The following is a 24,558-nucleotide window of genomic DNA, read 5'->3' on the forward strand; positions in this document are numbered from 1 at the left end:
GACGCTCAGGCTGCCGCGAGCGCCCTGCGGCAGAGCGCGTCGGCCGCCCGGGTCGTCTCCGGGAGGCGGTAGCGGGGCGCCAGGTGGAGGGTGTGCGCGCAGGCCCGCTCCAGGTCGACGCGGTGGCCCACGGAGACGAAGACGGGTTTGACGCCCTTCTGGGTGCGCAGGGCGCGGCCCACCTCCTCGGCGCCGCCCGGCGCGGCCGCTCCGGTGTCGTCCAGGAGCGGGGAGGTCGCGCCACGCTCCCCGCCCGGGGCCGCGTAGCGGAAGGTGAAGGGGTTCTTGGCGACACCGATGGAGGGCAGGCCGGTGAGCACGCCCAGGTGGCTGGCGAGCCCGAAGCGTCGCGGGTGCGCGAGCCCGTAGCCGTCGCAGACGACGAGGCCGGGGGTGCGGGTGAGGCGGGCGAGGGCGTCGAGGACGGTCGGAATCTCCCGGAAGGCGAGCAGGCCGGGCACGTAGGGGAAGGAGACCCGGCCGACTGCGGTGGCTTCGTCGACGACAGCAAGCGTGCGGGCGTCCAGGGCGACGGCGGCCGCGGCGACGACGTCCCGCTCGTCGTCGTAGGCGACGTCCACGCCCACGACGGTGCCGTCGAAGCCCGGCTCCGGGCCGGACTCGTCGAGGCGCACGTGGGGCCGCAACCGGTCCTGGACGGCACGGGCCTGGGCTTCGTCGGCAGGCCAGTGCCGCAGTTCGTCGTCGCGGGAGATCGTCGTGGGAGTGTCCATGGTGGGCGTCACGCTACCGAACCCGTGAGCGGACGGTCCGCCCGTCGGGCCCCGGCCCGCTTCGGCACCCGGTCGCTGTCGGTGGCACTCGGTACGGTGGAGGCGTGAATCCAGCCGCTGTTGACGTGGACGCTCTCGACCGCCGCATTATCGCCGCCCTCCAGGTCGACGGGCGCGCTTCGTGGCGCCGGATCGCCTCGGTGCTCGGGGAGCGCGAGCGCACGGTCGCGCGTCGAGCGCAGCGGCTGCTCGGCAGCGGGCTGGTCACGGTGACCGGCCTGGTGGCGCGCGGGGACACGGTGATCGTGCGGCTGCGGTGCCGGCCGAAGATGGTGCGCAGGACGGCGGCGGCGGTGGCGCGGTTGGAGCACGCCGTCTTCAGCTATGTCCTTGCGGGGCCGCTCGATGTGGTGGCCGAGGTGCAGTGCCCGCCGGAGCGGCTGGCGTCTTTGATGCTTGAGGAGCTGCCCGCGCTTCCGGGGGTGGTCTCGCAGCATGTGTCGCCGGTGTTGCGGTACTTCCGCACGGTGCACGAGTGGCACCCGGGCATTCTGGACGCGGACGAGACCGCCGCACTGGACCGTTTTCCCGCTCCGGTCGGGCCCGTTGCGGCGCCGGAGACCGAGTTGGGGCCCGAGGAGCAGAGCATTCTGCAGGCGCTGGCCGAGGACGGCCGGCGTACGCACGAGGAGTTGGCCGCCCTCGCCGGGGTGTCGGAGGCGACCGCCCGCCGGCGGGTCGATGCCCTGTCGCGTTCGGGGATGGTGAGCATCCGCGCCTCCGTGGAGCCCGCGGTTCTGGGGCTCCCGGTGGAGGCGCTGCTGTGGATCAGGACCCGGCCCGACGAGGTGGAGGAGGTCGGGCGGTTGCTCCTGGAGTCGCCACTGGTGCGGTATGTGGCGGTGGTGATGGGGGAGTATCAGCTGCTGGTGGACGTCACCCAGCCGTCCAAGGACGCGCTGCACGCGTTCTTGACGTCCTCGGCGTGGGTGGCGCGCGCGGAGGCGGTCCAGTCCCACCTCGTTGTCGAGGCGCTCAAGCGAAGTGCCGCCGCGGCCCCGGTGCTGCGTGAAATCCTCGACGAACAGGGGATCGACGGCGGCGAGTTGGACCCGGCCGTCTGAGCGGCGGCGCGGCACCGGGCGCCGGTCGTCCGGCCCTCGCACCTGCGCCCCCTCGGGCCGCACGTCATCCCGGCGGGCTGCCAGGGCTCGCGTGTGCGTTCCGGGCGCATGCGGTCGGAGCTCGCGCCTGCGGCCAGGAGTCCCGACACGTCCGGTACGAGATGCCCCGTCGGCGAGCCCGACCCGGGCGTCCCCTGGCATGACACTCCACGCGCCCTAGGCGTCTGAATCCGTCATCAGCAGAGCACGTCAGGCGTACATCCGTCTACGCCTCACACTCTTCAAAGTTTTCCGTCAGAGCAAAAGCCCAGATCAGCATGCCGGTCAGCGGCACGGGAACCCATGTCCACATTCGTCAACACGAGCGTCACCCTTGACGTTTTTCGTCAGCAACCTCAGGATGAGGCCGCTCGCACTCCCTGACACCACCCGAGGCCCTCATGACCGACGCCCTCCATCAGCTCGACGCCACCGACCTCGCGGCCCGGCTGCGCGCCCGCGAGATCTCCGCGAGGGAAGTGGTGCAGGCCCACCTGGATCGCATCGACCAGGTCAATCCGGCACTGAACGCCATCGTGACCCTCGACCCCGAGGGCGCTCTCGCCGACGCCGCGCTCGCCGACGAACGTCTCGCGCGGGGCGCCGACGTCCCGCCGCTGCACGGCCTGCCGATCGCCTTCAAGGACACCCACCTCACCCGTGGCATGCGCACCACCCACGGCTCGCCCCTCTTCGCCGACCACATCCCCGACGAGGACGACCTGCTGGTCGACCGGGTGCAGAAGGCCGGTGCCATTCGCCTGGGCAAGACCAACGTCCCCGAGTTCGCCGCCGGCTCACACACCTTCAACACCGTCTTCGGCACCACCCGCAATCCCTACGACACCACGCGCTCGGCGGGCGGCAGCAGCGGCGGGGCCGCCGCCGCGCTCGCGGCCGGGATGCAACCCCTCGCCGACGGCAGCGACATGGGTGGCTCGCTGCGCAATCCCGCGTCCTTCTGCAATGTGGTCGGGCTGCGACCGACTCCCGGACGTGTCCCCGCGCCTGGCGCCGGCGACCTCTGGGACACGCTGTCCGTTCCGGGGCCCATGGGGCGCACTGTCGCCGACACCGCGCTGCTGCTGTCGGCGATGGCCGGCCCGGACCCCCGCTGTCCCGTCGGCCTGGAGACCCCTGGCGCCGCGTTCCGCGTCCCGCTCGACCGTGACCTGCGCGGGCTGCGTGTCGGATGGGCGCCCGACCTGGGCGGTCACGCGCCGGCCGACGCGGACGTGACGGCAGTGCTCGAACCGCAGCTGAAGGTCTTCGAGGAGCTCGGCTGCCACGTCGAGGCGGCCTGCCCGGACCTCACCGACGCCGACGAAACCTTCCGCACCCTGCGGGCGCACAGCTTCGACCTGGCCTTCGGCGGCCTGCTGGAGACCGACCGCGAAGCCCTCAAGCCCAGCCTCCGCTGGAACATCGAGCAGGGCCGCCGGCTGACCACCGACGACCTCCACCGGGCCACCGCGGCACGCGGCCGGCTCCACCTCGCCGCGCTCGACTACTTCGCCCGCTACGACCTCCTCCTCGCGCCGGTCAGCCAGGTCACGCCGTTCGACGCGGAGTGGGAGTATCCGCGGTCGGTCGCCGGGCAGCCCACCCGGACGTATCTCGACTGGATGCGCTCCGCCTACCTGATCTCCGTCCTCGGCGTGCCCGCGCTCTCGGTGCCCGCGGGATTCACCGCGGGGGGCCTGCCGGTGGGCCTGCAGATCATCGGCCCGCCGCGGGCGGATCTCGCCGTCCTGCGAGCCGGTCACGTCTACGAGGCCGCGACGCGTCACGGGCGGCGTCGCCCGGACCTTCCGACGTCCTGACTTCGCCGACGCCTCATGACCGGAGCACCCATGAGTCTCATCAGATCCGCGCGCGTCCCGCACAAACGGCATACGGCATGGGCCGCCCTGCCGGTGGCCGGATTCCTCTCGACTCCCTTCCTGCCGTTCGTCAACGGCCCGTATCTGTGGTTCGGCCTGCCGTCCGTCCTGGTCTGGACCGTCCTGTGGACGGTCGGCACCACCGCCGCGCTGGCAGCCGTGGAACACCTGGCCCCCCATCACGACGAATCCGAGGAGGACGTCCGATGACCACGACCATGCCCATGCTCGTCACGCTTCTCGGCATGCTCGCCGTGGCGGGAGTCGGCATCAGTGGCCGCCGCCGGAACTAACCGCGCCGAGCTCGGCGAGTGGACCGTAGGCGAGCGGCGCTTCTCCACCGCCACCTCATGGTTCCTGCAGGCCGGCGAGGCCTTCACCACCTTCAGCTTTCTCGGGCTCGCGGGGCTCGCCTTCAGCGGCGGCGTCGGCGCCACGTACGCGCTCGGCTATCTGGCGCTGTCCCTGATCGGGCAGTACTTCACGGGGCCGCGGATCTGGCGGCTGGGCCGGGACCACGGCTATCTGACGCAGGCCGACATGTTCGCGCACCGCTTCGGCAGCCCGCTGCTCGGGAAGGTGGTGGCGGTGATCGGCGCGGTGTTCCTCCTTCCCTATCTGCAGTTGCAGATCACCGGCCTGGGTCTGATCGTCCAGCTCGCCACCGGGAGCAGCGCCGGCGCCGACCTGAGCATGATCCTTGCGACCGCGCTGACCGTCGCCTTCGTCCTGTGGTCCGGCATCCGCGGTATCGCCCGCGCCGCCTACCTCAAGGACGTCCTGATGGTGCTCGCCCTGATCGTGCTGGTCATCGCGGTCCCGGCGGCCGCGGGCGGCGGCATCGGTCACCTCTTCAGCGTCGTCCAGGACCTTCATCCGGACCTGCTGACGCTGCACCACGGCGATTTCGACCGGACGTGGTTCACCACCGCGATGCTCATCAGCGGCATCGGCGCGGGCTTCAACACCATGCCGCATCTGTGGCCGGCGGTACTGTCCGCGCGCGGCAGCCGGGCGTTGCGTTCGAACTACGTATGGCTGCCGCTCTACCAGGTTGCCCTGGCGGTGCCGATCATCGTCGGCTTCGCCGGAGTTCTGGCCCTCTCCGCCGGCGCCGCCGGGAACAGCGTGCTCCTCACCCTCGCCCACCACTCGCTTCCCGGCTGGCTCGTGGGGCTGGTGGCGGTCGCCGCCGCGGCGGCGGCCATGGTGCTGTCCGCGGCGATCGTCATGGGCATCTCCACGCTCGTGTCGCACAATCTCGTACCGGCCCGGGGGGGGGAGCGCGCCCGGCTGCGGGTGAACCATGTGTGTGTCGTGCTCGCCTCGGGGCTGGCGCTCGTCCTCGGCCTGGCGCGCCCCGACATCCTCGCCAATCTGCTGCTGCTCACCTACGGGGGCCTGTCGCAACTGGCCCCGGCGACGGTCATGGCACTCGCCGCACGTAACCGCCTCGCCGCCGGTCCGGCGCTGCTCGGCATCCTGACAGGGGTCGGCACGCTCACCTGGCTGACCTTCGGCGGTTCGAACGTCGGCACCGTCGACACGGGGCTCATCGCCCTGGTCCCCAACCTCGTCGTCACGTTCGGCGCGCAGGCTCTGCTGCGCGTGCGTCGCCGGCGGGCTCCGGCGGAGGCGCCGCTGCAGTCGGCGGAACCAAGCGTTCCGGCGGATCGTGCCGTCGTCTGACAAGTCCGGCGCGGTGCGCGGAACATGGCCGTCCGCAGGGCACCGCAACCACTCTGGCCTGCGACTTCCCGGCGCCGGGGCGAACCGGCGAACACTGCGGGCTCCTCTATATTGCCTTTATGTTCGTACTGGAGCTGACCTACACCGCGCCCATTGAACGCGTCGAAGCCGCCCTTCAGGAGCACGTGGAGTGGCTGAAAAAGGAGTTCGCCGCGGGGACTTTCATCGTCGCCGGGCGCAAGGTGCCGCGGGACGGCGGCGTCATCCTGGCTACCGGTTCGGACCGGGCAACCGTTGAGCAGCTCGTGGCCGAGGACCCGTTCAGTGTGGCGGGGGTGTGCACCTACCGGATTACCGAGTTCGCGGCCACCACGACCGCGCCGCCGCTGGAGGCGTACCGGGAGACGCCCCAGCCCTGAAGTGGCGATGCAGGGCCCGGGCCGCAGTGACAGGGCGGCCCGGGCCGTTGCCGTGGGCGGTCGGGCAGGTGACCTCGCGCTCCGCCGGGGCGTCGGCGTGCGGCTTTAAGGGGCGGTCTGCGGCGCCGGGGTGGGCCACCGGCCCCCATTGCGCCAGTAGCCCTGGATCTCTTCCAGGTGGCGGCCCTTGGTCTCGGGCGCCGTGACGGAGGCGAAGACCAGGGCGGCGAGAGCGAGGGCCCCGAGGCCGGCGAACGTCCAGGCAGCACCCGCCCAGGCCATCAGGGACGGGAAGAACTGGGCGATGAGCAGATTGGCGACGAGGTCGGCGGTGAGCATCACCGAAGCCCCCGTGGAGCGCAGCTGGGCGGGGAACGCCTCGCCGGCGTAGACCCAGATCAGCGAGCCGAAGCCGAAATTGAATGCCGCGGTGAACAGCAGGATCGCCCCGAAGCCCACCCAGATCGTGGCACCGCTCAGCTCGCCGCGGCCGAAGACGACGGTCAGGACGGCGAGCATCACCACCATCGTGCCGATGCCGGACAGCAGAACGGCTCGCCGCCCGAGCCGGTCGATGATGAGGATGGCGAGGACGGTCGCGGCCAGTGAGGCCAGCTGGACGAAGGACGGCAGCAGGAAGTTCTGCCCGTCCCCGGTGAAGCCCATCTCCTCGAAGATCTGCGGACTGTAGTACGTCACGGCGTTGATGCCGGTGATCTGGCAGAAGAAGCCCAGGCCGACGACGAAGAGCGTGGCGCGGACGTAGGGCTTGTGCAGCAGCGTGCGACCGGCGCCCCCGCTCTCCTGGGCCAGTGCGGCGCTCACGGCCGCGACCTCGGCACGCGGATCGACATCCGGGTCGGTCATCGCCATGACCTCCACGGCGCGTTCCGTACGGCCTTTGAGGACGTACCAGCGGGGTGTGTCGGGCAGGCGGAACAGCGGGATCAGGACGAGGGCGGCGGGGATCGCCGAGAGGCCCAGCATCCAGCGCCAGTGGCCGCCGTCGGACAGGCCCCAGTTGACGAAGTAGGTGAGGACGATGCCGGCGACCGTGGCCACCTGATAGGCGGCGACGGAGGCGCCGCGGATGCGTGCCGGGGTCGATTCGGCGATGTAGAGCGGCGCGGCGACGATCGAGATGCCGATGGCGACACCGAGCAGGAATCGGACGGCGTCCAGCACCACGACGTTGGGGGCGAGCGCGGACAGCGCGACGAAGACGGCGTAGGAAGCGGCGACGATCAGCATCGCCGCCTTGCGTCCGAGCGCGTCAGCGAGCTTGCCGCCGATCAGCGCGCCGAGGATGGAACCGCCCACCAGAATGCTGTTGACCAGGCCCTTTTCCGCCTCGGTGAGGTGGAAGTCCTGGCTCAGGAACACCAGCGCACCGGAGATGCTGCCGGTGTCGTAGCCATAGATGACGCCGACCACGGCACCGGTGAGCGCGAACAGCTTGCCGGTGTGGCGTGACGTCTTGGACGGCGGTGTGGGGGGCGTCGTGGAGAGCGTGGCAGTGGACATGGGGGTCCTTTGTGCGGCGAGCGGCCTTGCCTCATGACTGATCTTGCGAGTATTCGGCCTCTTTCACGCAGGTGTCAACACTTCGCTTGCACACCCCTCGATCACCGCAACCCCCTCCCCCGTACGGCTCAACGCACCCAAACCGCCTCTCCCCTCTGCCGCATCCACTCCCACGAGGGATGGATGCGCTGCGCAAAACTGCGTAGAGTCGTATGCAACAAAGCGCAATCTTGCAGATACACGCAGACCAGTTCACGCGCACCCGGCCACCAGGCATCGGGGCCGCGCATCGGAGTGACGCCTCACGGGAGGGTGTGCCATGACCGGGACCTCATACATGGAGCAGGAGCTGCACAGTCAGCCGGAGACCTGGCAGGAGGCGGCCAGGATCGGGGCCGCGGGCGGACCGCTGCCCAAGGCCGGGGCGCGCGTGGCCGTCGTCGGCTGCGGCACCTCGTGGTTCATGGCCCAGTCGTATGCGGCGCTGCGCGAGGGCGCCGGGCTCGGTGTGACGGACCCGTTCGCCGCCTCCGAGGCGTTCCTGGGCAGTGACCGGGGCTATGACGCGGTAGTGGCGATCACCCGCTCCGGCACCACGACCGAGGTACTGCGGGTGCTGGACGCGGTCAAGGGGCGCATCCCGACCGTGACGATCATCGGTGATCCCGGGACACCTGCCGTGGAGCTCTCCGACGAGACGGTGGCACTGCCGTTCGCCGACGAGAAGTCGGTGGTCCAGACGCGGTTCGCGACGACGGCCCTGACGCTGCTGCGCGCACACCTGGGCGAGGACGTCACCGGGTCGGTGCGGGACGCGCAGGAGGCCCTGTCGGCGCACCTGGAGCCGGCGTGGGTGGAGGCGGAGCAGTTCTCCTTCCTCGGCACGGGCTGGACGTACGGGCTGGCCAATGAGGCGGCCCTCAAGATGCGGGAGGCTTCGCAGAGTTGGACGGAGTCCTACCCGGCGATGGAGTACCGCCACGGCCCGATCGCGATAGCGGCACCGGGCCGGGTGACGTGGGTGTTCGGACCGGCGCCTGAGGGGCTGGAGGCCGACGTGGCGCGGACCGGCGCGCGATTCGTGTGCCATGCGCGCGACCCGCTGGCCGATCTCATCCTGGTGCAGCGGGTGGCTCTGGAGCGGGCCCGTGCGCGCGGCCTCGACCCGGACAACCCCCGCAGCCTGACCCGCTCGGTGATGCTCAAGGAGCCGGCGGCGACGTGAGGCGCCCACTCCCCCTACGCCAACCCGCCCCGCTCGCAAGGGAGTCAGGACCCCATGCCCCTCGTTTCGACCTCATCGATCGTCGATGCCGCGCGTGAGGCGCGGATCGGTGCCGCGGCCTTCAACGTCATCCACCTGGAAACCGCCGAGGCACTGGTCACCGCCGCGGAGCGCACGGACACCCCACTGATCCTGCAGCTCAGCGAGAACTGCATCCGCTACCACGGCAGCCTGCTGCCCATCACCCGGGCGACGTTGGCCCTCGCCGAGATCTCCAGCGCCCCGATCGCCGTCCATCTCGACCACATCACCGATGCCACGCTCGTACACCAGGGCGTCGCAGCGGGGGTGGGTTCGGTCATGGTGGACGCCTCGGCCCTCCCCTACACGGAGAACGTCGCCGCCACCGCCGATCTCACGGCCTGGTGCCATGAGCGGGATGTCTATGTGGAGGCGGAACTCGGCGAGGTCGGCGGCAAGGACGGCGTACACGCGCCGGGAGTGCGCACGGGCCCGGACGAGGCGCTCGCCTTCGTCCGGTCGACGGGGGTGGACGCTCTCGCCGTGGCCGTCGGCTCCTCGCACGCCATGCACCGGCGCACCGCGGTCCTGGACAAGGACTTGATCGCGGCACTGCGGGCAGCGCTTCCGGTGCCGCTGGTGCTGCACGGCTCCTCGGGGGTGCCGGACGACGAGCTGGGCCGCGCGATCGCCGCCGGCATGACGAAGATCAACATCTCGACGCACCTGGTCTCGGTGTTCACCCACTCCATCAGAGAGACGTTGACGGAGAACCCCTCACTCGTCGATTCCCGGAAGTACGTCAAACCGGCCCGCGAGGCAGTGGCCGAGGAGGCGGCGAGGCTCTTGGGCGTACTGACCACCCCGGCGACGGTCCCGGACCAGCTCACCGCCCAGGCTCCGGCCCGGGGGTAGGACGACGCCGCGGTGCCCTGTCCCGCCCTGTCCGGGGGCGGGGCACCGGGTGCGAGGTGGGCGGGGAGTCGGTTCGAGCTCGGGCGGGGCGCCGGCGTACGCCGGCGGGGAGGAGCTGCCGAGCGGGGAACGTGGGGCATGCGAGCTGTCACGCGGGCGGCCCGGCGAGGGAGCGTGTGGCGAGGAAGCTGTCGTGGGCGGGGCGGGCAGTGAGGGTGCTCTTGGGCGCGTGCCCCACGACGGGTGTGGGCGCGCTGTCAGCGGGAGCTGTGGCACGGGGCGTGGGACGTCGGCCCTGTCGAGCGGGGAGTAGGGGTGGCGGTGTGGCACTGGGCTCTGTCGGCGGGGAGTAGGGGCGGAGGTGCGGCACCGGGCTCCGTCGGGCGGGCGCCGGCGAAGGCCGCGTCGAGGGAGAGCCGGCGACGGAGCGTTTGCTGAAGGGCGCTGTCGGGGTGCCGAGGCCGCAGCCGGGCTGGGTGGTGAGCTTGGCACCCTCGGGTTGCTGCGGGCTGCCCGGGGCTGGTGGGCTCCGTTGGACTTTGGGGCCCGTTGGGCTGGTGGGCTCCGTCGTGGGGATGATGAGGGGCTGCCCGGTGGCGGGCGATGCGAGGTGGACGTGGGGCGACCCACCGCGTCGACGGGAGCGGGGATGGGTGGAGTGGGGTGGGGCGGGGGGGGAGGGGCCCGGGGGGAGGTCAAAGGGGCCGATGAATTGCTGAGGCCTTTGGTGGCCACCAGGCCGTGCCGGGTCACGCCGGGACGAATTAGGCTCTCGGCATGAAGCGCCATGAACGGATGAACGCACTGCTCGAGCTGCTCGGGGAAAGAGGCCGAGTGGATGTCGAGGAGGCAGCGACCGAGCTGGAGGTCTCGGCCGCGACGATGCGGCGCGACATGGACGCCCTGGCCGAACAGCAGTTGCTGACCCGAACGCGGGGTGGCGCAGTGCTCAGCTCCGTGGCGTACGACCTGCCGATTCGCTACAAGCACGCACATCGGTCCGGCGAGAAGGAGGCCGTCGCGAAGGCCGCGGCAAAGCTGGTCGAGCGCGGAGACGTGGTCGGGCTGAGCGGCGGCACGACGACCACCGCCATCGCCCGCGTGCTCGCCACCCGCCCGGATTTCGCGGAGGCAGGGCCTCAGCCCCATCTGACGATCGTCACCAACTCCCTCAACATCGCCAACGAGCTGGCCGTGCGGCCGCAGATCAAGATCGTGCTCACCGGCGGTGTCGCGCATTCACGGTCGTTCGAACTGGTCGGACCGTTCAGCGAGTTGGTGCTCCAGCAGATCTCCATCGATACCGCCTTCATCGGCGCCAACGGTATGGACCCGGTGATGGGCGCGACGGTGCACGATGAAGCCGAGGCTCGGGTCAACCGACTCATGGCCGAACGCGCCCGACGGGCCGTGGTCGTCGCCGACTCCTCGAAGATCGGCGAACGTTGCTTCGCCCGGGTCGGTGACGCGGACGTCTTCGACACCTTCATCACGGACAACGGCGCGAAGGAGGCAACCCGCCGCGAGTTCGCGGATCGTGGGCTGAAGGTCGTAACGGCACACCCGGCCGGCGCCGACAAATGACTTGCGGACAGCTGACCTGAGGGCGCCTGAGCTGAGGGCACCTGACCTGAGGGCGCCTGACCTGAGGGCGTCTGAGCTGAGGGCACCTGACCTGAGGGCGCCTGAGCTGCGAACGATTGATCTGAGGACAGTCGGCCCGAGGACGATCGGCCCGAGGGAGCACGGCGCACGTCCCTCACCTCCTCTCTCCCGCGCTCCCTCCCCCGGGCTCCCTCTCCCGGGCTCTGTCAGGCCCCTTCAGTCGGCTGGGCGCCATAGACCGGCTGCGGAGGACGGGCAGCGGCGAGGAGTTCGCGGGCGGTTCGGCCTGCCTGGGCCGGGGTCCAGCGGGCGGCCTTGTCGAGGGTCGGGCCAGGCCGCCAGCCCTCCATCACGGTGATCCGGCCGCCCTCCGCCTCGAAGACCTGCCCCGTCACCCCCTCGGAAGCAGCCGACCCGAGCCATACCACCAGGGGCGAGACGTTCTCGGGGGCCATCGCGTCGAAGGCTTCCGCCTCCGGTGCGGCCATGGTCTCGGCGAAGGCTTGCTCGGTCATTCGGGTGCGAGCGGCCGGCGCGATGGCGTTGACCTGGATGCCGTAGCGGCGTAGCTCTGCTGCGGCTACCAGGGTCAGGCCGAGGATTCCGGCCTTGGCGGCAGAGTAGTTGCCCTGCCCCACGCTGCCGGACAGGCCGGCGCCTGAGCTGGTGTTGATGACCTTGGCCTGCGGCATCCGGCCCTCCTTCGCCTCCGCCCGCCAGTGGGTCGCGGCATGCTTCAGCGGGAGGAAGTGGCCCTTGAGGTGGACCCGCAGTACGGCGTCCCACTCGTCTTCCTCCAGGTTGACGAGCATGCGGTCACGCAGGAAGCCGGCGTTGTTCACCAGCGTGTCCAGGCGCCCGTAGGTGTCGAGTGCGGTGGAGATGAGGGATGCGGCGCCTTGGCTCGTGGCGATATCGCCGCCGTGCGCAACGGCGTCGCCGCCCGCGGCACGGATCTCCGCGACGACGCGGGCTGCGGGCGTGTCGTCGTCCCGCGTGCCGTCCAGGCCCACGCCGAGGTCGTTGACCACCACTCGGGCGCCCTCAGCGGCGAAGGCAAGGGCGTGTGCGCGGCCCAACCCCCGTCCTGCGCCCGTGACGACCACAACGCGCCCGTCGCAGATACCGCCACGGCCACCGCTACCGCCATCACTACCGCTACCGCTACCGCTGGTTCGGCTCATCTCAGCTCTCCTTGTGGCTAATCGACGAGGTCAGACAGTGGGAGACATGGGACATAGGGAGGGAGGAGGGAAGGGAGGGGCGGAGGGGGAGGGGGGAGGGCGGCCAGCGGGGCAGGGAAACGCGACGGGGACATTGGGAGGCGCGAGGGGTCGGCGGGGGGTACGGCGAGGTGGTGGTCCATAGCTCATGAGACGCACGGCAGTTGGCCAGTCGTGAGGGTGGGGCGGGCGGGGAAGGGGACAGTGGTCGGGCCTGGAACAGGCGTGTGTGGGCAGTGGCTGGAAGGGAGCGGGCGGGGCCGGTTGGTGCCGGGGTCAGGCGACGCCGGAGTCGAGCGACGCCGAGGTCAGGTCGCGCCGGAGTCAGGTCGCGCCGGGGTCGGGTGATGTAGGGGGCAGCTGGAAGCCCGGGTCGGCTGGAGGTTGGGGGTTGGTCTGCGCGGCGTCGAGGAATGCCGGGCGTTCACCGCCGCCGTGGACGAGCAGGCTCGCGCCGCTGACGTAGCGCGCCAGGTCGGAGGCGAGGAATGCGCAGGCCTCGCCGACCTCGGCCGGCGTGGCCAGCCTGCCGAGCGGCACGGTGCGGGCCACGGCGGCGAGACCCTCTTCGTCGCCGTAGTGGAGGTGGGACCGTTCGGTACGGACCATGCCGAGCACGAGGGTGTTGACGCGGATCGCCGGAGCCCATTCGACCGCCATGGAGCGGGCGAGGTGGTCCAGGCCGGCTTTGGCCGCCCCGTAAGCGGCGGTGCCGGGCGAAGGGCGGGACCCGCTGACGCTGCCGATCATGATGATGGAGCCGCCGCTCTGCTGGTCCGCCATCACCTCGCGTGCCGCGAGTGAGGCCGTCACCGCGGTGGTGAGGTTCAACTCAATTGCCCTGGCGGCTTGTTGGGGCGTCGATTGGGCGAGAGGGCGGTACGGCGTGCCGCCGGCGTTGTTGACGAGGACGTCGAGGCGGCCGCGTTCGTCGCGTACCTGCCGGAAAAATGTACTGACCGCGTCGGGGTCCCGCAGGTCCAGTTTCGCGTGGTCCGCGGTCCGGCCAGCGGCCTCCAGCGGCCGGTCGGGGGGTCTGCGTGCACAGGCGATGACCTGCGCGCCGGCCGCGAGCAGCGTGGTGGTGATGCCTGCGCCGACACCGCGTGTGCCTCCCGTGACGACCGCGACGCGGCCCGCCAGGTCGATCGTGAGCGCCATCCGACACCTCCCGCAGCGCGCACTGCGCTGCTACCTTCTCCATCACAGCACCTAACAAACGTTTGGTGGAAAGGTAGCTGATCTGCTGATGGGTGTCTCCACCTCTCACCCCGTCCATGCCTCGGGCGACGGTGGCGTCTCGGCCGGCGTCGCGCTGGTGACGGTCGACTTCCCGCCGGTCAACGCGCTTCCTGTGCAGGGGTGGTACGACCTGGCCGAGGCCGTGCGGGCCGCCGGTCGGGATGCCGCGGTCCGGTGCGTGGTGCTCGCCGCCGAGGGGCGCGGATTCAACGCCGGTGTCGACATCAAGGAAATGCAACGGGCCGAGGGCCACTCGGCGTTGATCGGCGCCAACCGCGGTTGCTACGAGGCGTTCGCGGCGGTCTACGACTGCGAGGTTCCGGTCGTGGCGGCGGTGCACGGCTTCTGTCTGGGCGGTGGCATCGGGCTGGTGGGCAACGCGGACGCGATCGTGGCGAGTGATGACGCGACGTTCGGGCTGCCCGAGCTGGATCGTGGCGCTTTGGGCGCGGCCACCCATCTCGCCCGGCTCGTGCCGCCGCACCTGATGCGCACGCTCTACTACACCTCGCGCACCGTCACCGCGCGCGAGCTCCAGCATCACGGGGCGGTGTGGGAGGTGGTGCCGCGGGAGCGCGTGCGGGACGCGGCGTTGGCGCTCGCGCATGAAATCGCCGCGAAGGACGGGCAGTTGATCCGGCTGGCGAAAGCGGCGATCAACGGGATCGATCCGGTCGACGTGCGTCGCAGTTACCGCTTCGAGCAGGGCTTCACGTACGAGGCGAATCTGAGCGGTATCGCCGACCGGCACCGCGAAGCCTTCGTCGGCGAGACCTCCCGCTCACGCGAGGGATCTGCCGTGGGCGCAGGCGAGGGGTCCAGCGGGGGCGGCACACGCAAGGGGGCCGGGGCCGACGCCCGCGAGGAGCCGGCGGGCCGCACTCCCCCGGTTGTCGGACCGCCCGCCCCCACGGATCCGCAGTCGTACGCGCCACCGCAGCAGCACGAGCCCCCGCAGCCGCCCGAACCTCCACAGCCGTGCCCGCCTGCGCAGTCGAACGGGTCTTCGCAGTCGAACGGGCCTCCGCAGGCGGGCCCATCCGGGTCCGTCCAGCCCGGCCGCCAGGAGCAGTCGTCCGCCAACAATGTTCCGCTGGAGGAGAGTTGAGCGACAAGACCATGACCGCCGACGACGTTGTCGGCCGGCTGGCGAGCGGCATGACGATCGGGATCGGCGGCTGGGGGTCCCGCCGTAAGCCGATGGCGCTGGTGCGGGCCCTGCTGCGGTCCGAACTGACCGATCTGACGGTCGTCGCCTACGGCGGCCCGGATGTGGGGCTGCTGGCTGCCGCGGGCAAGATCCGGCGTCTGATCGCCCCCTTCGCCACCCTCGATTCCATCCCCCTCGAACCGCACTTCCGTGCCGCCCGCCAGAACGGCACCTTGCAGCTGACCGAACTCGACGAGGCCATGTTCATGTGGGGGCTGATCGCGGCCGGTCAGCGATTGCCGTTCCTGCCGGTGCGCGCCGGGCTGGGGTCGGACGTGCTGCGGGTCAACCCCGAACTCCGGACGGTCATATCGCCGTACGGGGACGGGGAGGAGCTGGTCGCGGTCCCCGCACTGCGCCTGGACGCGGCGCTGGTCCACATGCACCGGGCGGACGTCCGGGGCAACGGCCAGTATCTGGGGCCCGATCCGTACTTCGACGATCTGTTCTGCGAGGCCGCGGACGCCGCGTACGTCTCGTGTGAACGGGTGGTGGGAGGCGAGGAGTTGCTGTCCGCGGGCGGTCCGCAGACGTTGCTGGTCAAGCGGGCGTTCGTCACCGGGGTTGTGGCCGCGCCGAACGGTGCGCACTTCACCTCGTGTGATCCCGACTACGGGAGGGACGAGGCATTCCAGAGGGCGTACGCGTCGGAGGCGGCGGATCCCGAGCGGTGGGCGGCGTTCGTCAAGCGCTACCTCGATGGTGACGAGGGTGCGTACCAGGCCGCCGTCGCCGCCTTCCACGGCGAGGAGAAGGGCGAGGAGGAGGAAGAAGGGAACGGCGGAGGGAACGACGGCGAGAGGTCGGCGACTGTGACCGAGCGGAAGAAGAACGGGAAGGGGATGAGCGCATGAATGCCACCCCGGTTTCCGGGCCCGCGGAGGGTCCTGCGGTCACCCGCGCCGAGTACTGCGTGCTGGCCTGTGCGGAGGCGTGGCGGGACGCCGGCGAGGTGCTCGCCAGCCCGATGGGCACCGTCCCTTCGATCGGCGCGCGGCTGGCCCGCCTGACCTTCTCCCCCGACCTGTTGCTGACCGATGGTGCCGCGCTGCTGATCGGCGACGTACCGGCGATCGGCGCCGAGGCCCAGGTGGTCGAGGGCTGGCTGCCGTACCGGCAGCATTTGGCCCTGGTGGCGACCGGCCGCCGGCACGTCATGATGGGCGCGAGCCAGATCGACCGGTTCGGCAATCAGAACATCTCCTGCATCGGCGAGTGGTCCCGGCCGGACCGCCAGCTGCTCGGGGTGCGCGGTGCGCCCGTCAACACCGCCAACAACCCGACGAGTTACTGGGTTCCACGGCACTCCCCAAGGACCTTCGTGGAACGGGTCGACATGGTCTGCGGTGTCGGTTACGACCGGGCCGCGTCCGCCGGCCCCGCCGCGTCCCGGTATCACCGCATCCCTGAAGTCATCAGCGACCTGGGAGTGTTCGACTTCGCCACTCCGGACCGTTCCATGCGGCTGCGGTCCCTGCATCCCGGAGTGAGCATGGGGCAGGTGAGGGAGGCCACCGGGTTCGCTCTGACGGTGCCGGCTGACGCGTCGGAGGTGCCCCTCACCCGTGAGCCGACGGCTGCGGAGCTGCGGCTGATCCGCGAGGTGATCGACCCTCGTGGGCTGCGCGACAGCGAGGTGCGCGCATGACGGCCGACGGGTCCGACACCGGCGCTCCCCTCACCTCGGGTGCATCCCCCGCCTCATTCGAACCCGCCGTTTCCTCCACAGTCGGCGGCGAACCCCCCGCTCCCTCCGGGTCAGGGCAGGGTGCCCCTGGGCCGTCGCCGTGCCTGCGGACCGCGTTCACCGATCTTGTCGGTGTGCGGCATCCGCTCGTCCAGACCGGAATGGGCTGGGTGGCCGGGCCGCGGTTGGTCTCGGCCACCGCGAACGCCGGGGCGCTGGGGATCCTGGCGTCCGCCACGATGACCGTCCCGGAGTTGCGGGCGGCCATCCGCGAGGTCGCGTCCCGCACCGAGGCACCGTTCGGCGTGAATCTGCGGGCGGATGCGGGCGACGCGGCGGAGCGGGTGCGCGTGATCATCGAGGAGGGGGTGCGGGTGGCCTCGTTCGCGCTGGCTCCGTCCCGCGAGCTGATCACACGGCTCAAGGAGGCGGGAGTCGTCGTGATGCCGTCGATCGGGGCGCGTCGGCATGCCGAGAAGGTGGCCGCGTGGGGCGCCGACGCGGTCCTCGTGCAGGGTGGTGAGGGCGGTGGGCACACCGGTGAGGTGGCCACGAGTGTGCTGCTGCCGCAGGTCGTGGACGCGGTCGGTATTCCCGTGATCGCGGCGGGCGGCTTTCGCGACGGCCGGGGGCTGATTGCCGCGCTCGCTTTCGGCGCGTCCGGGGTCGCCATGGGCACCCGGTTTCTGCTCACCTCGGACAGCACGGTCCCTGACGCGGTCAAGGAGCGCTATCTGGCGGCGTCGGTCAAGGACATCGTCGTCACCACGAAGGTGGACGGCCTCCCGCACCGGATGTTGCGCACGGAACTCGTCAACTCGCTTGAGCGAAGCGGTCGTTCGGCTGGCCTACTACGGGCTCTCCGGCATGCCGTGGCCTTCCGCGAGCAGTCGGGAACGAGCTGGTCGCAGCTGCTGCGCGACGCGCTCGCCATGAAGCGGGGCAAGGATCTGACGTGGGGGCAGGTCCTTCTGGCGGCCAATACGCCGATGCTGCTGCGGGCCGCCATGGTCGAGGGCAGGCCGGATCTGGGGGTGATGGCCTCGGGGCAGATCGCCGGGCTGATCGAGGATCTGCCATCGTGCGCCGAGCTGGTGGACCGGATCATGACCGAGGCGTACGGGACGCTGGCCGGCCTCCCCGTGGCCGGAGCACCGGGGAGGCCGGTCGTCGGTGCGCCGGGTGGCGGGTGAGGGTCGTGGTGCGGGAGGGGGGCCGCCATGAGCTCCCACACTCCGGTGGACCGCCGCAGGGGCAGCACCCTGGTCCTCGCGTCGTCGTGGCACACCAGCCCTCACCGCCTCTCGCTGCTGGGGCCGCGGCGGCTATCGGGCCTCCCGGGCTCGCTCCTGGTAGTGGACCAGTTCGCGCATCCGGTCGGCGGGCCGCGGCAGAGTGTTGCCGATCTCTTCGCTGTTCTTGTCCCACATCCGCTGCGCAGCGGCCTTGGTCCGCTCACCGTCGGCGCCTTCGGCGTGAAAGCGGTCCGCCAGCGCGTCCCACCGGCCGGTGAGGTCCTGCACCCGCGGGTCATCGACGGGAGTGCCGTCCTGCACGTGCCGCAGAAGCCGCTCGACGAGTCCGGCCCATTCGGTCTTGGCCACCTCGATGGCCTCCGGGCCGAGTGCGGCTCGGAGGCCATCGAGCTGTTCCCTCTGCTCCGGCGTGAAGGAGGTCTCGAACACCGACATCATCTCCAAGGTGGTCATGAACTGGTCAGGATCGGGCATCGACGTCTTGTCCAGTTGGCCCACCAGTCCGCGGATCCGGAGTGTGAGCTGCTGGATCCGACCGGCGTGGTCCTCCAGCCCGCGGAGCTGGGCTGTGAGCAGGTCGCGCATGGCCCCGAGATCGTCGGAGGAGTCCGTCAGTACGTTCGTGATCTCCTCCAGGGACACCCCGAGCGAGCGCAGGGCCCGCACCCTGTACAGCCGCCGCACATCGCGTTCGGTGTAGCGGCGGTGCCCCGATGCGGTGCGTTCGCTCGCGCGCAGCAGGCCGATCTCGTCGTAGTGGTGCAGCGCGCGCACGGTCATCCCACTCGCCTGTGCCACCTCGCCGATGCTCCACCGGCGGCCGGCGTCGTGTCTCCCGGTCATGTCCGCAACGCCAGAACCTCCCGTCGCGGCAGGTTCAAGCCCCGCCCGCGCCACCGGGCGTCCACCCGGGGCTGCCTGCGCCCACCTGCGGCTTCCGGGGAAATCGACCACGGCTTTGATCTTGAACGGTCTCCGTGGCGCGGCTGCGGGGTGCCCCGGGGCTGAATTTCCCGGGGCCGGTATGGAGAATGGGGCATGAACGTGCGAATGCCGGACGGCCTTCGCAGGGGGATTTACGCCGGGGGAGAGATCACGTGCGGAAGATCATGGCCATAGTGATGGCGGCGGTGGCGTGCGGCGCCTCATTGACGGTTGCCACAAGCTCGGAAGCGGCGGCGGCCGGCCGGTCGCCGCAGTGCGTCAAGGTGCGCAAGTACTTCGACAAGGGCGACCACCGTTATGTGCGGCTGACCAATCTGTGCGCCAAGCGCAGCTCCTGCTTCACCATCGTCATCCCGCATCAGCGCGACCCGCGCGGCCGGCTGGCGAAGGGCGCGACCAAGGACGTTCGCTACGGCAAGACGTCGGGTCCGCGTGCCCTGTACGTCAAGAACACCCACTGCTGAACGCCGCCGCATCGGCCGCCGCCCCTCGCGGCGGCCCTCCGTGACCTACCGACCGTGCCGCCCGCCCATGAGCCGGGCGGCACGGTCGTCTCACAGGGCGTCCCATCCGGAAATCGCCGGCTCAGAGGCGTTCGATGATCGTGACGTTGGCCTGGCCGCCGCCCTCGCACATGGTCTGCAGCCCGTAGCGGCCGTTGGTGCGTTCCAGTTCGTGCAGGAGCGTGGTCATCAGTTTGACTCCGGTCGCGCCCAGGGGATGGCCGAGGGCGATGGCGCCGCCGTTGACGTTGACCTTGTCCGGGTCCGCGCCGGTTTCCTCGATCCAGGCCAGGACCACCGAGGCGAACGCCTCGTTGATCTCGATCAGGTCGATCGCGTCGAGGGTGAGACCGGTCTTCTTCAGCGCGTGCGCGGTGGCGGGGATGGGCGCGGAGAGCATTCTGATGGGGTCCTCGCCGCGGACGGACAGATGGTGGATGCGGGCGCGCGGGGTGAGCCCGTGTTCGCGGACCGCGCGTTCACCGGCCAGCAGCATCACGGCGGCGCCGTCGGAGACCTGCGAGGAGACGCCGGCGGTCAGCCGGCCACCCTCGACGAGTGGCTTGAGGGCGGCCATCTTCTCCAGGGAGGTGTCGCGGCGCGGGCCCTCGTCCAGGGCGATGTCTCCGTAGGGGACCGTCTCACGGGTGAAGCGGCCCTCGTCGAGGGCGCGGATGGCCCGCTGGTGGGAGCGCAGCGCGTACTCCTCCATGTCGCGGCGCGAGATGCCCCACTTCTCCGCGATGAGTTCGGCGCCGTGGAACTGGTTCACGGGGCGGTCGCCGTAGCGTGCGCGCCACCCCTCGCTGCCGGCGAACGGGCCCTCGGTCAGGCCGAGCGGTTCGGCGGCCTGCCGGCCGGCGAAGGCGATCGGGATCATCGACATGTTCTGGGTGCCGCCGGCGACGACCAGATCCTGGGTGCCGGAGAGCACGCCCTGCGCCGCGAAGTGCACGGCCTGCTGGGAGGAGCCGCACTGCCGGTCGATGGTGACGCCGGGCACCTCTTCGGGCAGCCCGGCCGCGAGCCAGGCTGTGCGGGCGATGTCCCCGGCCTGCGGCCCGACGGTGTCCAGGCAGCCGAAGACGACATCCTCGACGGCCGCCGGGTCCACGTCCGTCCGGTCCATCAGTGCCTTGAGGACGTGTGCGCCGAGGTCGGCGGGGTGCACGGAGGCGAGTCCGCCGTTGCGTTTGCCGACCGGGGTACGCAGGGCGTCGACGATGTAGGCCTCACGTCGCTCGTAGGGCGCGGCCATGACGGCTCCTTCGGTCGTGGGTGGGTGGTTCCCTGGGCTGGAGCGCTCCCGTGGCCGTGGGGCGCTCATTCCCGTAGGGCGGTCTCATTTCGCAGGGCGATCCCGTCCAGGACCATCGACAGGTACTGGCGGGCGATCTCCTCGGGGCTGTGGTGGCCTCCGGGCCGGTACCAGCTCGCCGCCACCCAGACGGTGTCGCGGACGAAGCGGTAGGTGAGCCGGATGTCGAGGTCGGCGCGGAAGACGCCGTCGCTCACACCTCGCTCCAGCGTGCCCAGCCAGGCCCTTTCGAACTTCCGCTGGGAGTCGGTGAGGTAGCCGAAGCGGGGCTGGGCGGCGAGGTGCGCGGACTCCTTCTGGTAGATGGCGACGGCCGCGCGGTGCCGGTCGATCTCCCGGAAGGACTCGGTGACGAGGGCTTCGATGGTCTCCCGGGGGCCGAGGCCGGCGGCGAGTACGGCGTCGTAGCCGTCCCACAGTTCGGTCAGGAAGGTGGAGAGGATCTCGTCCACCATCGATTCCTTGGAATCGAAGTGGTAGTAGAGGCTGCCGGCGAGCATGCCGGCCTCGTCCGCGATGCGGCGGACGGTCGTTGCGTTGTAGCCCTGGGCGGCGAAGACCTCCGCCGCGGTGTCGAGCAGTTCGCGGCGGCGCTCCGGGGGCGCGCTCACGGTCGTCGTCTTCTTCTTGGCGGTTGGCACCTGCCCATTGTCGCTCCGCATCGGCCCGGTCTCAGGCGTGCTGGCTGCTGACCGGGACGACCTCGCCGGTCATGTAGGAGGAGTAGTCGCTGGCCAGGAAGACGATGACGTTGGCGACCTCCCAGGGCTCGGCGTAGCGCCCGAACGCCTCTCGGGAGGTGAGCTCGGTCAGCAGCTCGTCGGTGGTGACCTTGGCGAGGTGGGGGTGCATGGCGAGGCTCGGGGAGACGGCGTTGACCCGGACTCCGTATGCGGCGGCCTCGACCGCGGCGCAGCGGGTCAGCGCCATGACGCCGGCTTTGGCGGCGGCGTAGTGGGCCTGTCCGCGCTGTGCGCGCCAGCCGACGACGGAGGCGTTGTTGACGATGACGCCGCCCGCTGCGTCGTTGCCCCTGGGTGCCGCGCCGGTCCCGGGCGCGATGCCGGTTCCGGTCTCCCCCGGGGTGGCCCGCATCCGGCGCAGCGCGGCGCGGGTGCAGCGGAAAGTGCCGCCCAGGGTGACGTCGAGGACCTTGTCCCATTGGTCGTCGGTCATGTCGACGAGGTCGGCGGTGCCGCCGAGGCCGGCGTTGTTGACGACGATGTCGAGCCGGCCGTGGCACTGTTCCACGAAGTCGAAGAGGGCTCCGACCTGCTCTTCGTCGGTGACGTCGCAGGGCAGGGCGGAGACCCGTCGGGCCCCGAACTCGTCGGCGAGCAATTCCGCGGACTGCTTGAGCCTGCGGGTATGGGCGTCGGAGAGGACGACGTCAGCGCCTTCCTCCAGCAGTTTGCGGGCGGTGGCGCCACCGATGCCGGCGCCCGCGGCGGCCGTGACGACGGCGCTCCGACCGGTCAGCAGCCCGTGTCCGGGGACGTACGAAGGCTTCTCGGGCGTCATGGCCGTACGTTAACCTACCAAACACTTGTTAGGGAACAGACGACACCACGAAGTCCCAGGCCCGGAGAACTCCGGGCCGCGTCACGAGAGAGGCCGCTCGCCGAATGGATCTCGCGCACACGCCGGAGGACGAGGAGTTCAGGCGAACGGCCCGCGCCTGGCTCACCGCGCACGTACCCGCCGCCCCCCTCCCCTCCCTGGAGACCGCGGACGGGTTCGCCGCCCATCGGGAGTGGGAGCGCACGCTGGCCGCGGACCGCTGGTCGGCGGTTTCCTGGCCCGAGGAGTTCGGCGGCCGGGGGGCTTCCCTGCAGCGCTGGCTGATCTTCGAGGAGGAGTACTACGCCGCAGGCGCGCCGGGCCGGGTCTCCCAGAACGGCATCAGCCTCCTCGCCCCGACGCTCTTCGAGCACGGCTCCCCCGCCCAACTCGCCCGCCTGCTACCGCCGATGGCGCGTGGCGAGGTCGTCTGGGCGCAGGCCTGGTCCGAGCCGGAAGCGGGCTCCGACCTCGCGTCGCTGCGCTCGACGGCCGTGCGGGTCGACGGCGGCTGGCTGCTCAACGGGCAGAAGACGTGGTCCTCGCGGGCAGCCTTCGCCGATCGCGCGTTCGGCCTGTTCCGCAGCCATCCGGACGCGGACCGCCCGCACCGCGGGCTGACCTACTTCATGTTCGACCTCGCGGCACCGGGTGTGGCGGTGCGGCCCATCGGGCGGCTGGACGGCAAGCCCGCCTTCGCCGAACTCTTCCTCGACGATGTCTTCGTCGCCGACGCGGAGGTCATCGGCGAGCCGGGCCGGGGGTGGCAGGTCGCGATGAGCACGGCGGGCAACGAACGCGGCCTCACGCTGCGCAGCCCCGGCCGTTTCACGGCGGCCGCCGACCGCCTGGCCGCACTGTGGCGGCAGTGCGCCGATCCCGCCGATACGGCGCTGCGCGACCGCGTCGCCGACGCCGTCATCGGCGCCCGTGCCTATCAGCTCTTCACCCGCGCCAATGCGGCTCGACTCGCGGCCGGCGGGCAGTTGGGCGCCGAGTCCAGCCTCAACAAGATCTACTGGTCGGAGCTGGACATCGCCCTGCACGAGACCGCGCTCGACCTCCTCGGCGCCGAGGGTGAACTCGCCGACCGTGCCGAAGAGGCTCCGGAGCACGGCAGTTGGGCCGAGGGCTGGACCTTCGCGCTGGCCGGACCGATCTACGCGGGCACCAACGAGATCCAGCGCGACATCATCGCCGAGCGACTGCTCGGACTGCCCAGGGGCAGGCGGTGACGGCCGCCCCGCCCGGTCACGACGAGAGGACTCGACCCGGTGGCTTTCCTTCTTGACGACGAGCAGCTCGAGTTCGGCCGGACCCTCGACCGGATGCTGGGCGCGGCGGGCAGCGCTTCCGCGGTACGCGCCTGGGCGGCGGAGGACACCGCGCCGGGCCGGAAGACATGGCAACAGCTCGCGGATGCGGGCCTGTTCGCGTTGGCGGTTCCGGAGGAGCACGACGGAATGGACTTCCATCCCGTCGAACTCGTCACCGCTTTCGTTGAGTTGGGGCGCCACGCGGCCCCTGGTCCGATGGTGGAGACGGTCGCCGCCGCCGCGCTGTTGCGACGGCTGGGCGACCCCGCGCTCTGCGGGCGGTGGCTGCCGGGGATCGCGACAGGCGGGCTGATCGTGTCGTACGCGGACACGACGTACGGGCCGTACGCGCTGGACGCCGCCACCGCCGACGCGACATTCGCCGTCGACGGAGACCAGCTGCTGCGCACGACCGCCGGCGGACCCGTTCAGCCCTCGATCGACCCGGCGCGGCGACTCGCCCGCCCCGCCCCGGACGGCGAGACGGTGGCGAGCGGATCGGAGGTCCGGGCGGCCGCAGCGTACGCGGGTGACGTGGCGACGCTGCTCACCGCCGCACAGACACTCGGCGTCGGACGCCGGCTGCTGGCGGACACCGTGACGTACGTACAGCAACGGCGGCAGTTCGGCGTGGCCGTCGGCACGTTCCAGGCGGTGAAGCACCGGCTGGCCGACGCGCTGCTGGCCTGGGAATTCGCACAGCCGCTGGTGTTCGCGGCGGCGGTGGGGATGACGGGGCGGGGAGAGGGGCGAGGCGGGCGCGGGGCGGCTTCCGAGCAGGCGACCCGGGACGTGGCCGCGGCGAAGGTGGCCGCGGGCGAAGCGGCATACGGGGCGGCCCGGACCGCGCTCCAGCTCCACGGCGCCATCGGCTACACCGAGGAGCTGGACCTCTCACTGTGGATCCGCAAGGCGCGCGCGCTGCGGAGCGCCTGGGGGACGCCGTCACGATGCCGGGCCCGGGTACTTACCGGGATGGAGTGAGCGGGGCGGGCGGGACGGGGGGGAGCCATCACCTGCGCCCCTCTTCAGAAATAATTCACGAGTAAAACACCTGCTAATCTTTAAGGATGGGGAAGCACAGCAGACCGCCCGAGGCTCACACGATCACCGCGCCCAG

22 protein-coding genes and 1 pseudogene are annotated in these 24,558 nt (G+C 71.1%); 15 read left to right on the top strand and 8 right to left on the bottom strand.

Going from position 1 to position 24,558, the window contains the following annotated elements:
• Nucleotides 1-5 precede the first annotated feature (5 nt).
• Nucleotides 6-734, bottom strand: coding sequence for an endonuclease V (locus ACGFZW_RS05070; protein WP_393891631.1), 729 nt, complete (start codon nt 732-734; stop codon nt 6-8).
• A gap of 104 nt (nt 735-838) precedes the next feature.
• On the opposite strand from ACGFZW_RS05070, the gene ACGFZW_RS05075 reads away from it, so the two are divergent.
• The 5 genes from ACGFZW_RS05075 to ACGFZW_RS05095 all read left to right on the top strand — a co-directional run bounded on the left by ACGFZW_RS05075 (nt 839) and on the right by ACGFZW_RS05095 (nt 5,888).
• The gene (locus ACGFZW_RS05075) at nt 839-1,858 is read left to right on the top strand and encodes an Lrp/AsnC family transcriptional regulator (RefSeq protein ID WP_393891632.1); all 1,020 of its coding nucleotides are present in this window, start codon (nt 839-841) and stop codon (nt 1,856-1,858) included.
• Nucleotides 1,859-2,298: 440 nt separating this feature from the next.
• On the top strand, nt 2,299-3,720 hold the full coding sequence (locus ACGFZW_RS05080; RefSeq protein WP_393891633.1) for an amidase: 1,422 nt from the start codon (nt 2,299-2,301) through the stop codon (nt 3,718-3,720).
• Between the two features lie 30 nt (nt 3,721-3,750).
• Complete coding sequence (locus ACGFZW_RS05085) at nt 3,751-3,990, top strand: hypothetical protein (protein ID WP_393891634.1); 240 nt, start codon at nt 3,751-3,753, stop codon at nt 3,988-3,990.
• 63 nt (nt 3,991-4,053) lie between these two features.
• Nucleotides 4,054-5,469 carry a sodium:solute symporter gene (locus ACGFZW_RS05090; protein WP_393891635.1) on the top strand — a complete coding sequence of 472 codons (1,416 nt, stop codon included), beginning with the start codon at nt 4,054-4,056 and terminating at the stop codon, nt 5,467-5,469.
• Between the two features lie 119 nt (nt 5,470-5,588).
• Nucleotides 5,589-5,888, top strand: a complete 300-nt coding sequence (locus ACGFZW_RS05095; protein WP_393891636.1) for a YciI family protein — start codon at nt 5,589-5,591, stop codon at nt 5,886-5,888.
• A gap of 105 nt (nt 5,889-5,993) precedes the next feature.
• On the opposite strand, the gene ACGFZW_RS05100 is transcribed toward ACGFZW_RS05095, so the two are convergent.
• Nucleotides 5,994-7,412, bottom strand: a complete 1,419-nt coding sequence (locus tag ACGFZW_RS05100) for a sugar porter family MFS transporter (protein WP_393891637.1) — start codon at nt 7,410-7,412, stop codon at nt 5,994-5,996.
• 319 nt (nt 7,413-7,731) lie between these two features.
• Here ACGFZW_RS05100 and ACGFZW_RS05105 point away from each other — a divergent pair, with 319 nt between their 5' ends.
• From ACGFZW_RS05105 to ACGFZW_RS05115, 3 genes are all read left to right on the top strand, one after another.
• Nucleotides 7,732-8,637 (top strand): SIS domain-containing protein, encoded by a 906-nt coding sequence (locus ACGFZW_RS05105; protein ID WP_393891638.1) that lies wholly within the window; start codon nt 7,732-7,734, stop codon nt 8,635-8,637.
• Nucleotides 8,638-8,691: 54 nt separating this feature from the next.
• Nucleotides 8,692-9,573, top strand: a complete 882-nt coding sequence (locus ACGFZW_RS05110) for a ketose-bisphosphate aldolase (protein ID WP_393891639.1) — start codon at nt 8,692-8,694, stop codon at nt 9,571-9,573.
• Between the two features lie 777 nt (nt 9,574-10,350).
• Complete coding sequence (locus ACGFZW_RS05115) at nt 10,351-11,157, top strand: DeoR/GlpR family DNA-binding transcription regulator (RefSeq protein WP_393891640.1); 807 nt, start codon at nt 10,351-10,353, stop codon at nt 11,155-11,157.
• A 227-nt stretch (nt 11,158-11,384) separates the two neighbouring features.
• Here the strand turns inward: ACGFZW_RS05115 and ACGFZW_RS05120 are convergent, their stop codons facing one another.
• Both ACGFZW_RS05120 and ACGFZW_RS05125 read right to left on the bottom strand, forming a co-directional pair.
• On the bottom strand, nt 11,385-12,362 hold the full coding sequence (locus ACGFZW_RS05120) for an SDR family oxidoreductase (RefSeq protein ID WP_393891641.1): 978 nt from the start codon (nt 12,360-12,362) through the stop codon (nt 11,385-11,387).
• Between the two features lie 363 nt (nt 12,363-12,725).
• A complete protein-coding gene (locus ACGFZW_RS05125; protein WP_393891642.1) occupies nt 12,726-13,562 on the bottom strand; it encodes an SDR family oxidoreductase in 837 nt (278 codons plus the stop codon).
• An 88-nt stretch (nt 13,563-13,650) separates the two neighbouring features.
• On the opposite strand from ACGFZW_RS05125, the pseudogene ACGFZW_RS05130 reads away from it, so the two are divergent.
• From ACGFZW_RS05130 to ACGFZW_RS05145, 4 genes and pseudogenes are all read left to right on the top strand, one after another.
• Nucleotides 13,651-14,436 (top strand): annotated as a pseudogene (locus ACGFZW_RS05130) (enoyl-CoA hydratase family protein); the annotation flags it as partial.
• Nucleotides 14,437-14,747: 311 nt separating this feature from the next.
• Nucleotides 14,748-15,707, top strand: coding sequence for a CoA transferase subunit A (locus tag ACGFZW_RS05135; protein WP_393891643.1), 960 nt, complete (start codon nt 14,748-14,750; stop codon nt 15,705-15,707).
• On the top strand, nt 15,704-16,501 hold the full coding sequence (locus ACGFZW_RS05140) for a CoA-transferase subunit beta (RefSeq protein WP_393891644.1): 798 nt from the start codon (nt 15,704-15,706) through the stop codon (nt 16,499-16,501). Before ACGFZW_RS05135 ends, ACGFZW_RS05140 begins: the two co-directional genes overlap by 4 nt.
• 143 nt (nt 16,502-16,644) lie before the next feature.
• Complete coding sequence (locus tag ACGFZW_RS05145) at nt 16,645-17,733, top strand: NAD(P)H-dependent flavin oxidoreductase (protein WP_393891823.1); 1,089 nt, start codon at nt 16,645-16,647, stop codon at nt 17,731-17,733.
• Between the two features lie 132 nt (nt 17,734-17,865).
• Here ACGFZW_RS05145 and ACGFZW_RS05150 read toward each other — a convergent pair whose 3' ends face one another.
• The gene (locus ACGFZW_RS05150) at nt 17,866-18,639 is read right to left on the bottom strand and encodes a MerR family transcriptional regulator (protein WP_393891645.1); all 774 of its coding nucleotides are present in this window, start codon (nt 18,637-18,639) and stop codon (nt 17,866-17,868) included.
• A 254-nt stretch (nt 18,640-18,893) separates the two neighbouring features.
• Here ACGFZW_RS05150 and ACGFZW_RS05155 point away from each other — a divergent pair, with 254 nt between their 5' ends.
• Nucleotides 18,894-19,205 carry a hypothetical protein gene (locus tag ACGFZW_RS05155; protein WP_393891646.1) on the top strand — a complete coding sequence of 104 codons (312 nt, stop codon included), beginning with the start codon at nt 18,894-18,896 and terminating at the stop codon, nt 19,203-19,205.
• Between the two features lie 121 nt (nt 19,206-19,326).
• Here the strand turns inward: ACGFZW_RS05155 and ACGFZW_RS05160 are convergent, their stop codons facing one another.
• The 3 genes from ACGFZW_RS05160 to ACGFZW_RS05170 form a co-directional block, all read right to left on the bottom strand.
• Nucleotides 19,327-20,502: an acetyl-CoA C-acetyltransferase gene (locus tag ACGFZW_RS05160; RefSeq protein WP_393891647.1), complete on the bottom strand. Its 1,176-nt coding sequence runs from the start codon at nt 20,500-20,502 to the stop codon at nt 19,327-19,329.
• Between the two features lie 65 nt (nt 20,503-20,567).
• Nucleotides 20,568-21,203: a TetR/AcrR family transcriptional regulator gene (locus ACGFZW_RS05165; RefSeq protein WP_393891648.1), complete on the bottom strand. Its 636-nt coding sequence runs from the start codon at nt 21,201-21,203 to the stop codon at nt 20,568-20,570.
• Between the two features lie 31 nt (nt 21,204-21,234).
• The gene (locus ACGFZW_RS05170) at nt 21,235-22,083 is read right to left on the bottom strand and encodes an SDR family oxidoreductase (RefSeq protein WP_393891649.1); all 849 of its coding nucleotides are present in this window, start codon (nt 22,081-22,083) and stop codon (nt 21,235-21,237) included.
• 104 nt (nt 22,084-22,187) lie between these two features.
• Between ACGFZW_RS05170 and ACGFZW_RS05175 the strand changes: the two genes are divergently transcribed.
• Complete coding sequence (locus ACGFZW_RS05175; protein WP_393891650.1) at nt 22,188-23,357, top strand: acyl-CoA dehydrogenase family protein; 1,170 nt, start codon at nt 22,188-22,190, stop codon at nt 23,355-23,357.
• A 39-nt stretch (nt 23,358-23,396) separates the two neighbouring features.
• Nucleotides 23,397-24,422: an acyl-CoA dehydrogenase family protein gene (locus ACGFZW_RS05180; RefSeq protein WP_393891651.1), complete on the top strand. Its 1,026-nt coding sequence runs from the start codon at nt 23,397-23,399 to the stop codon at nt 24,420-24,422.
• The last annotated feature ends 136 nt before the right edge of the window (nt 24,423-24,558 follow it).

It is taken from the genome of Streptomyces sp. NPDC048248, assembly GCF_043201875.1.
GTDB lineage: Bacteria > Actinomycetota > Actinomycetes > Streptomycetales > Streptomycetaceae > Streptomyces.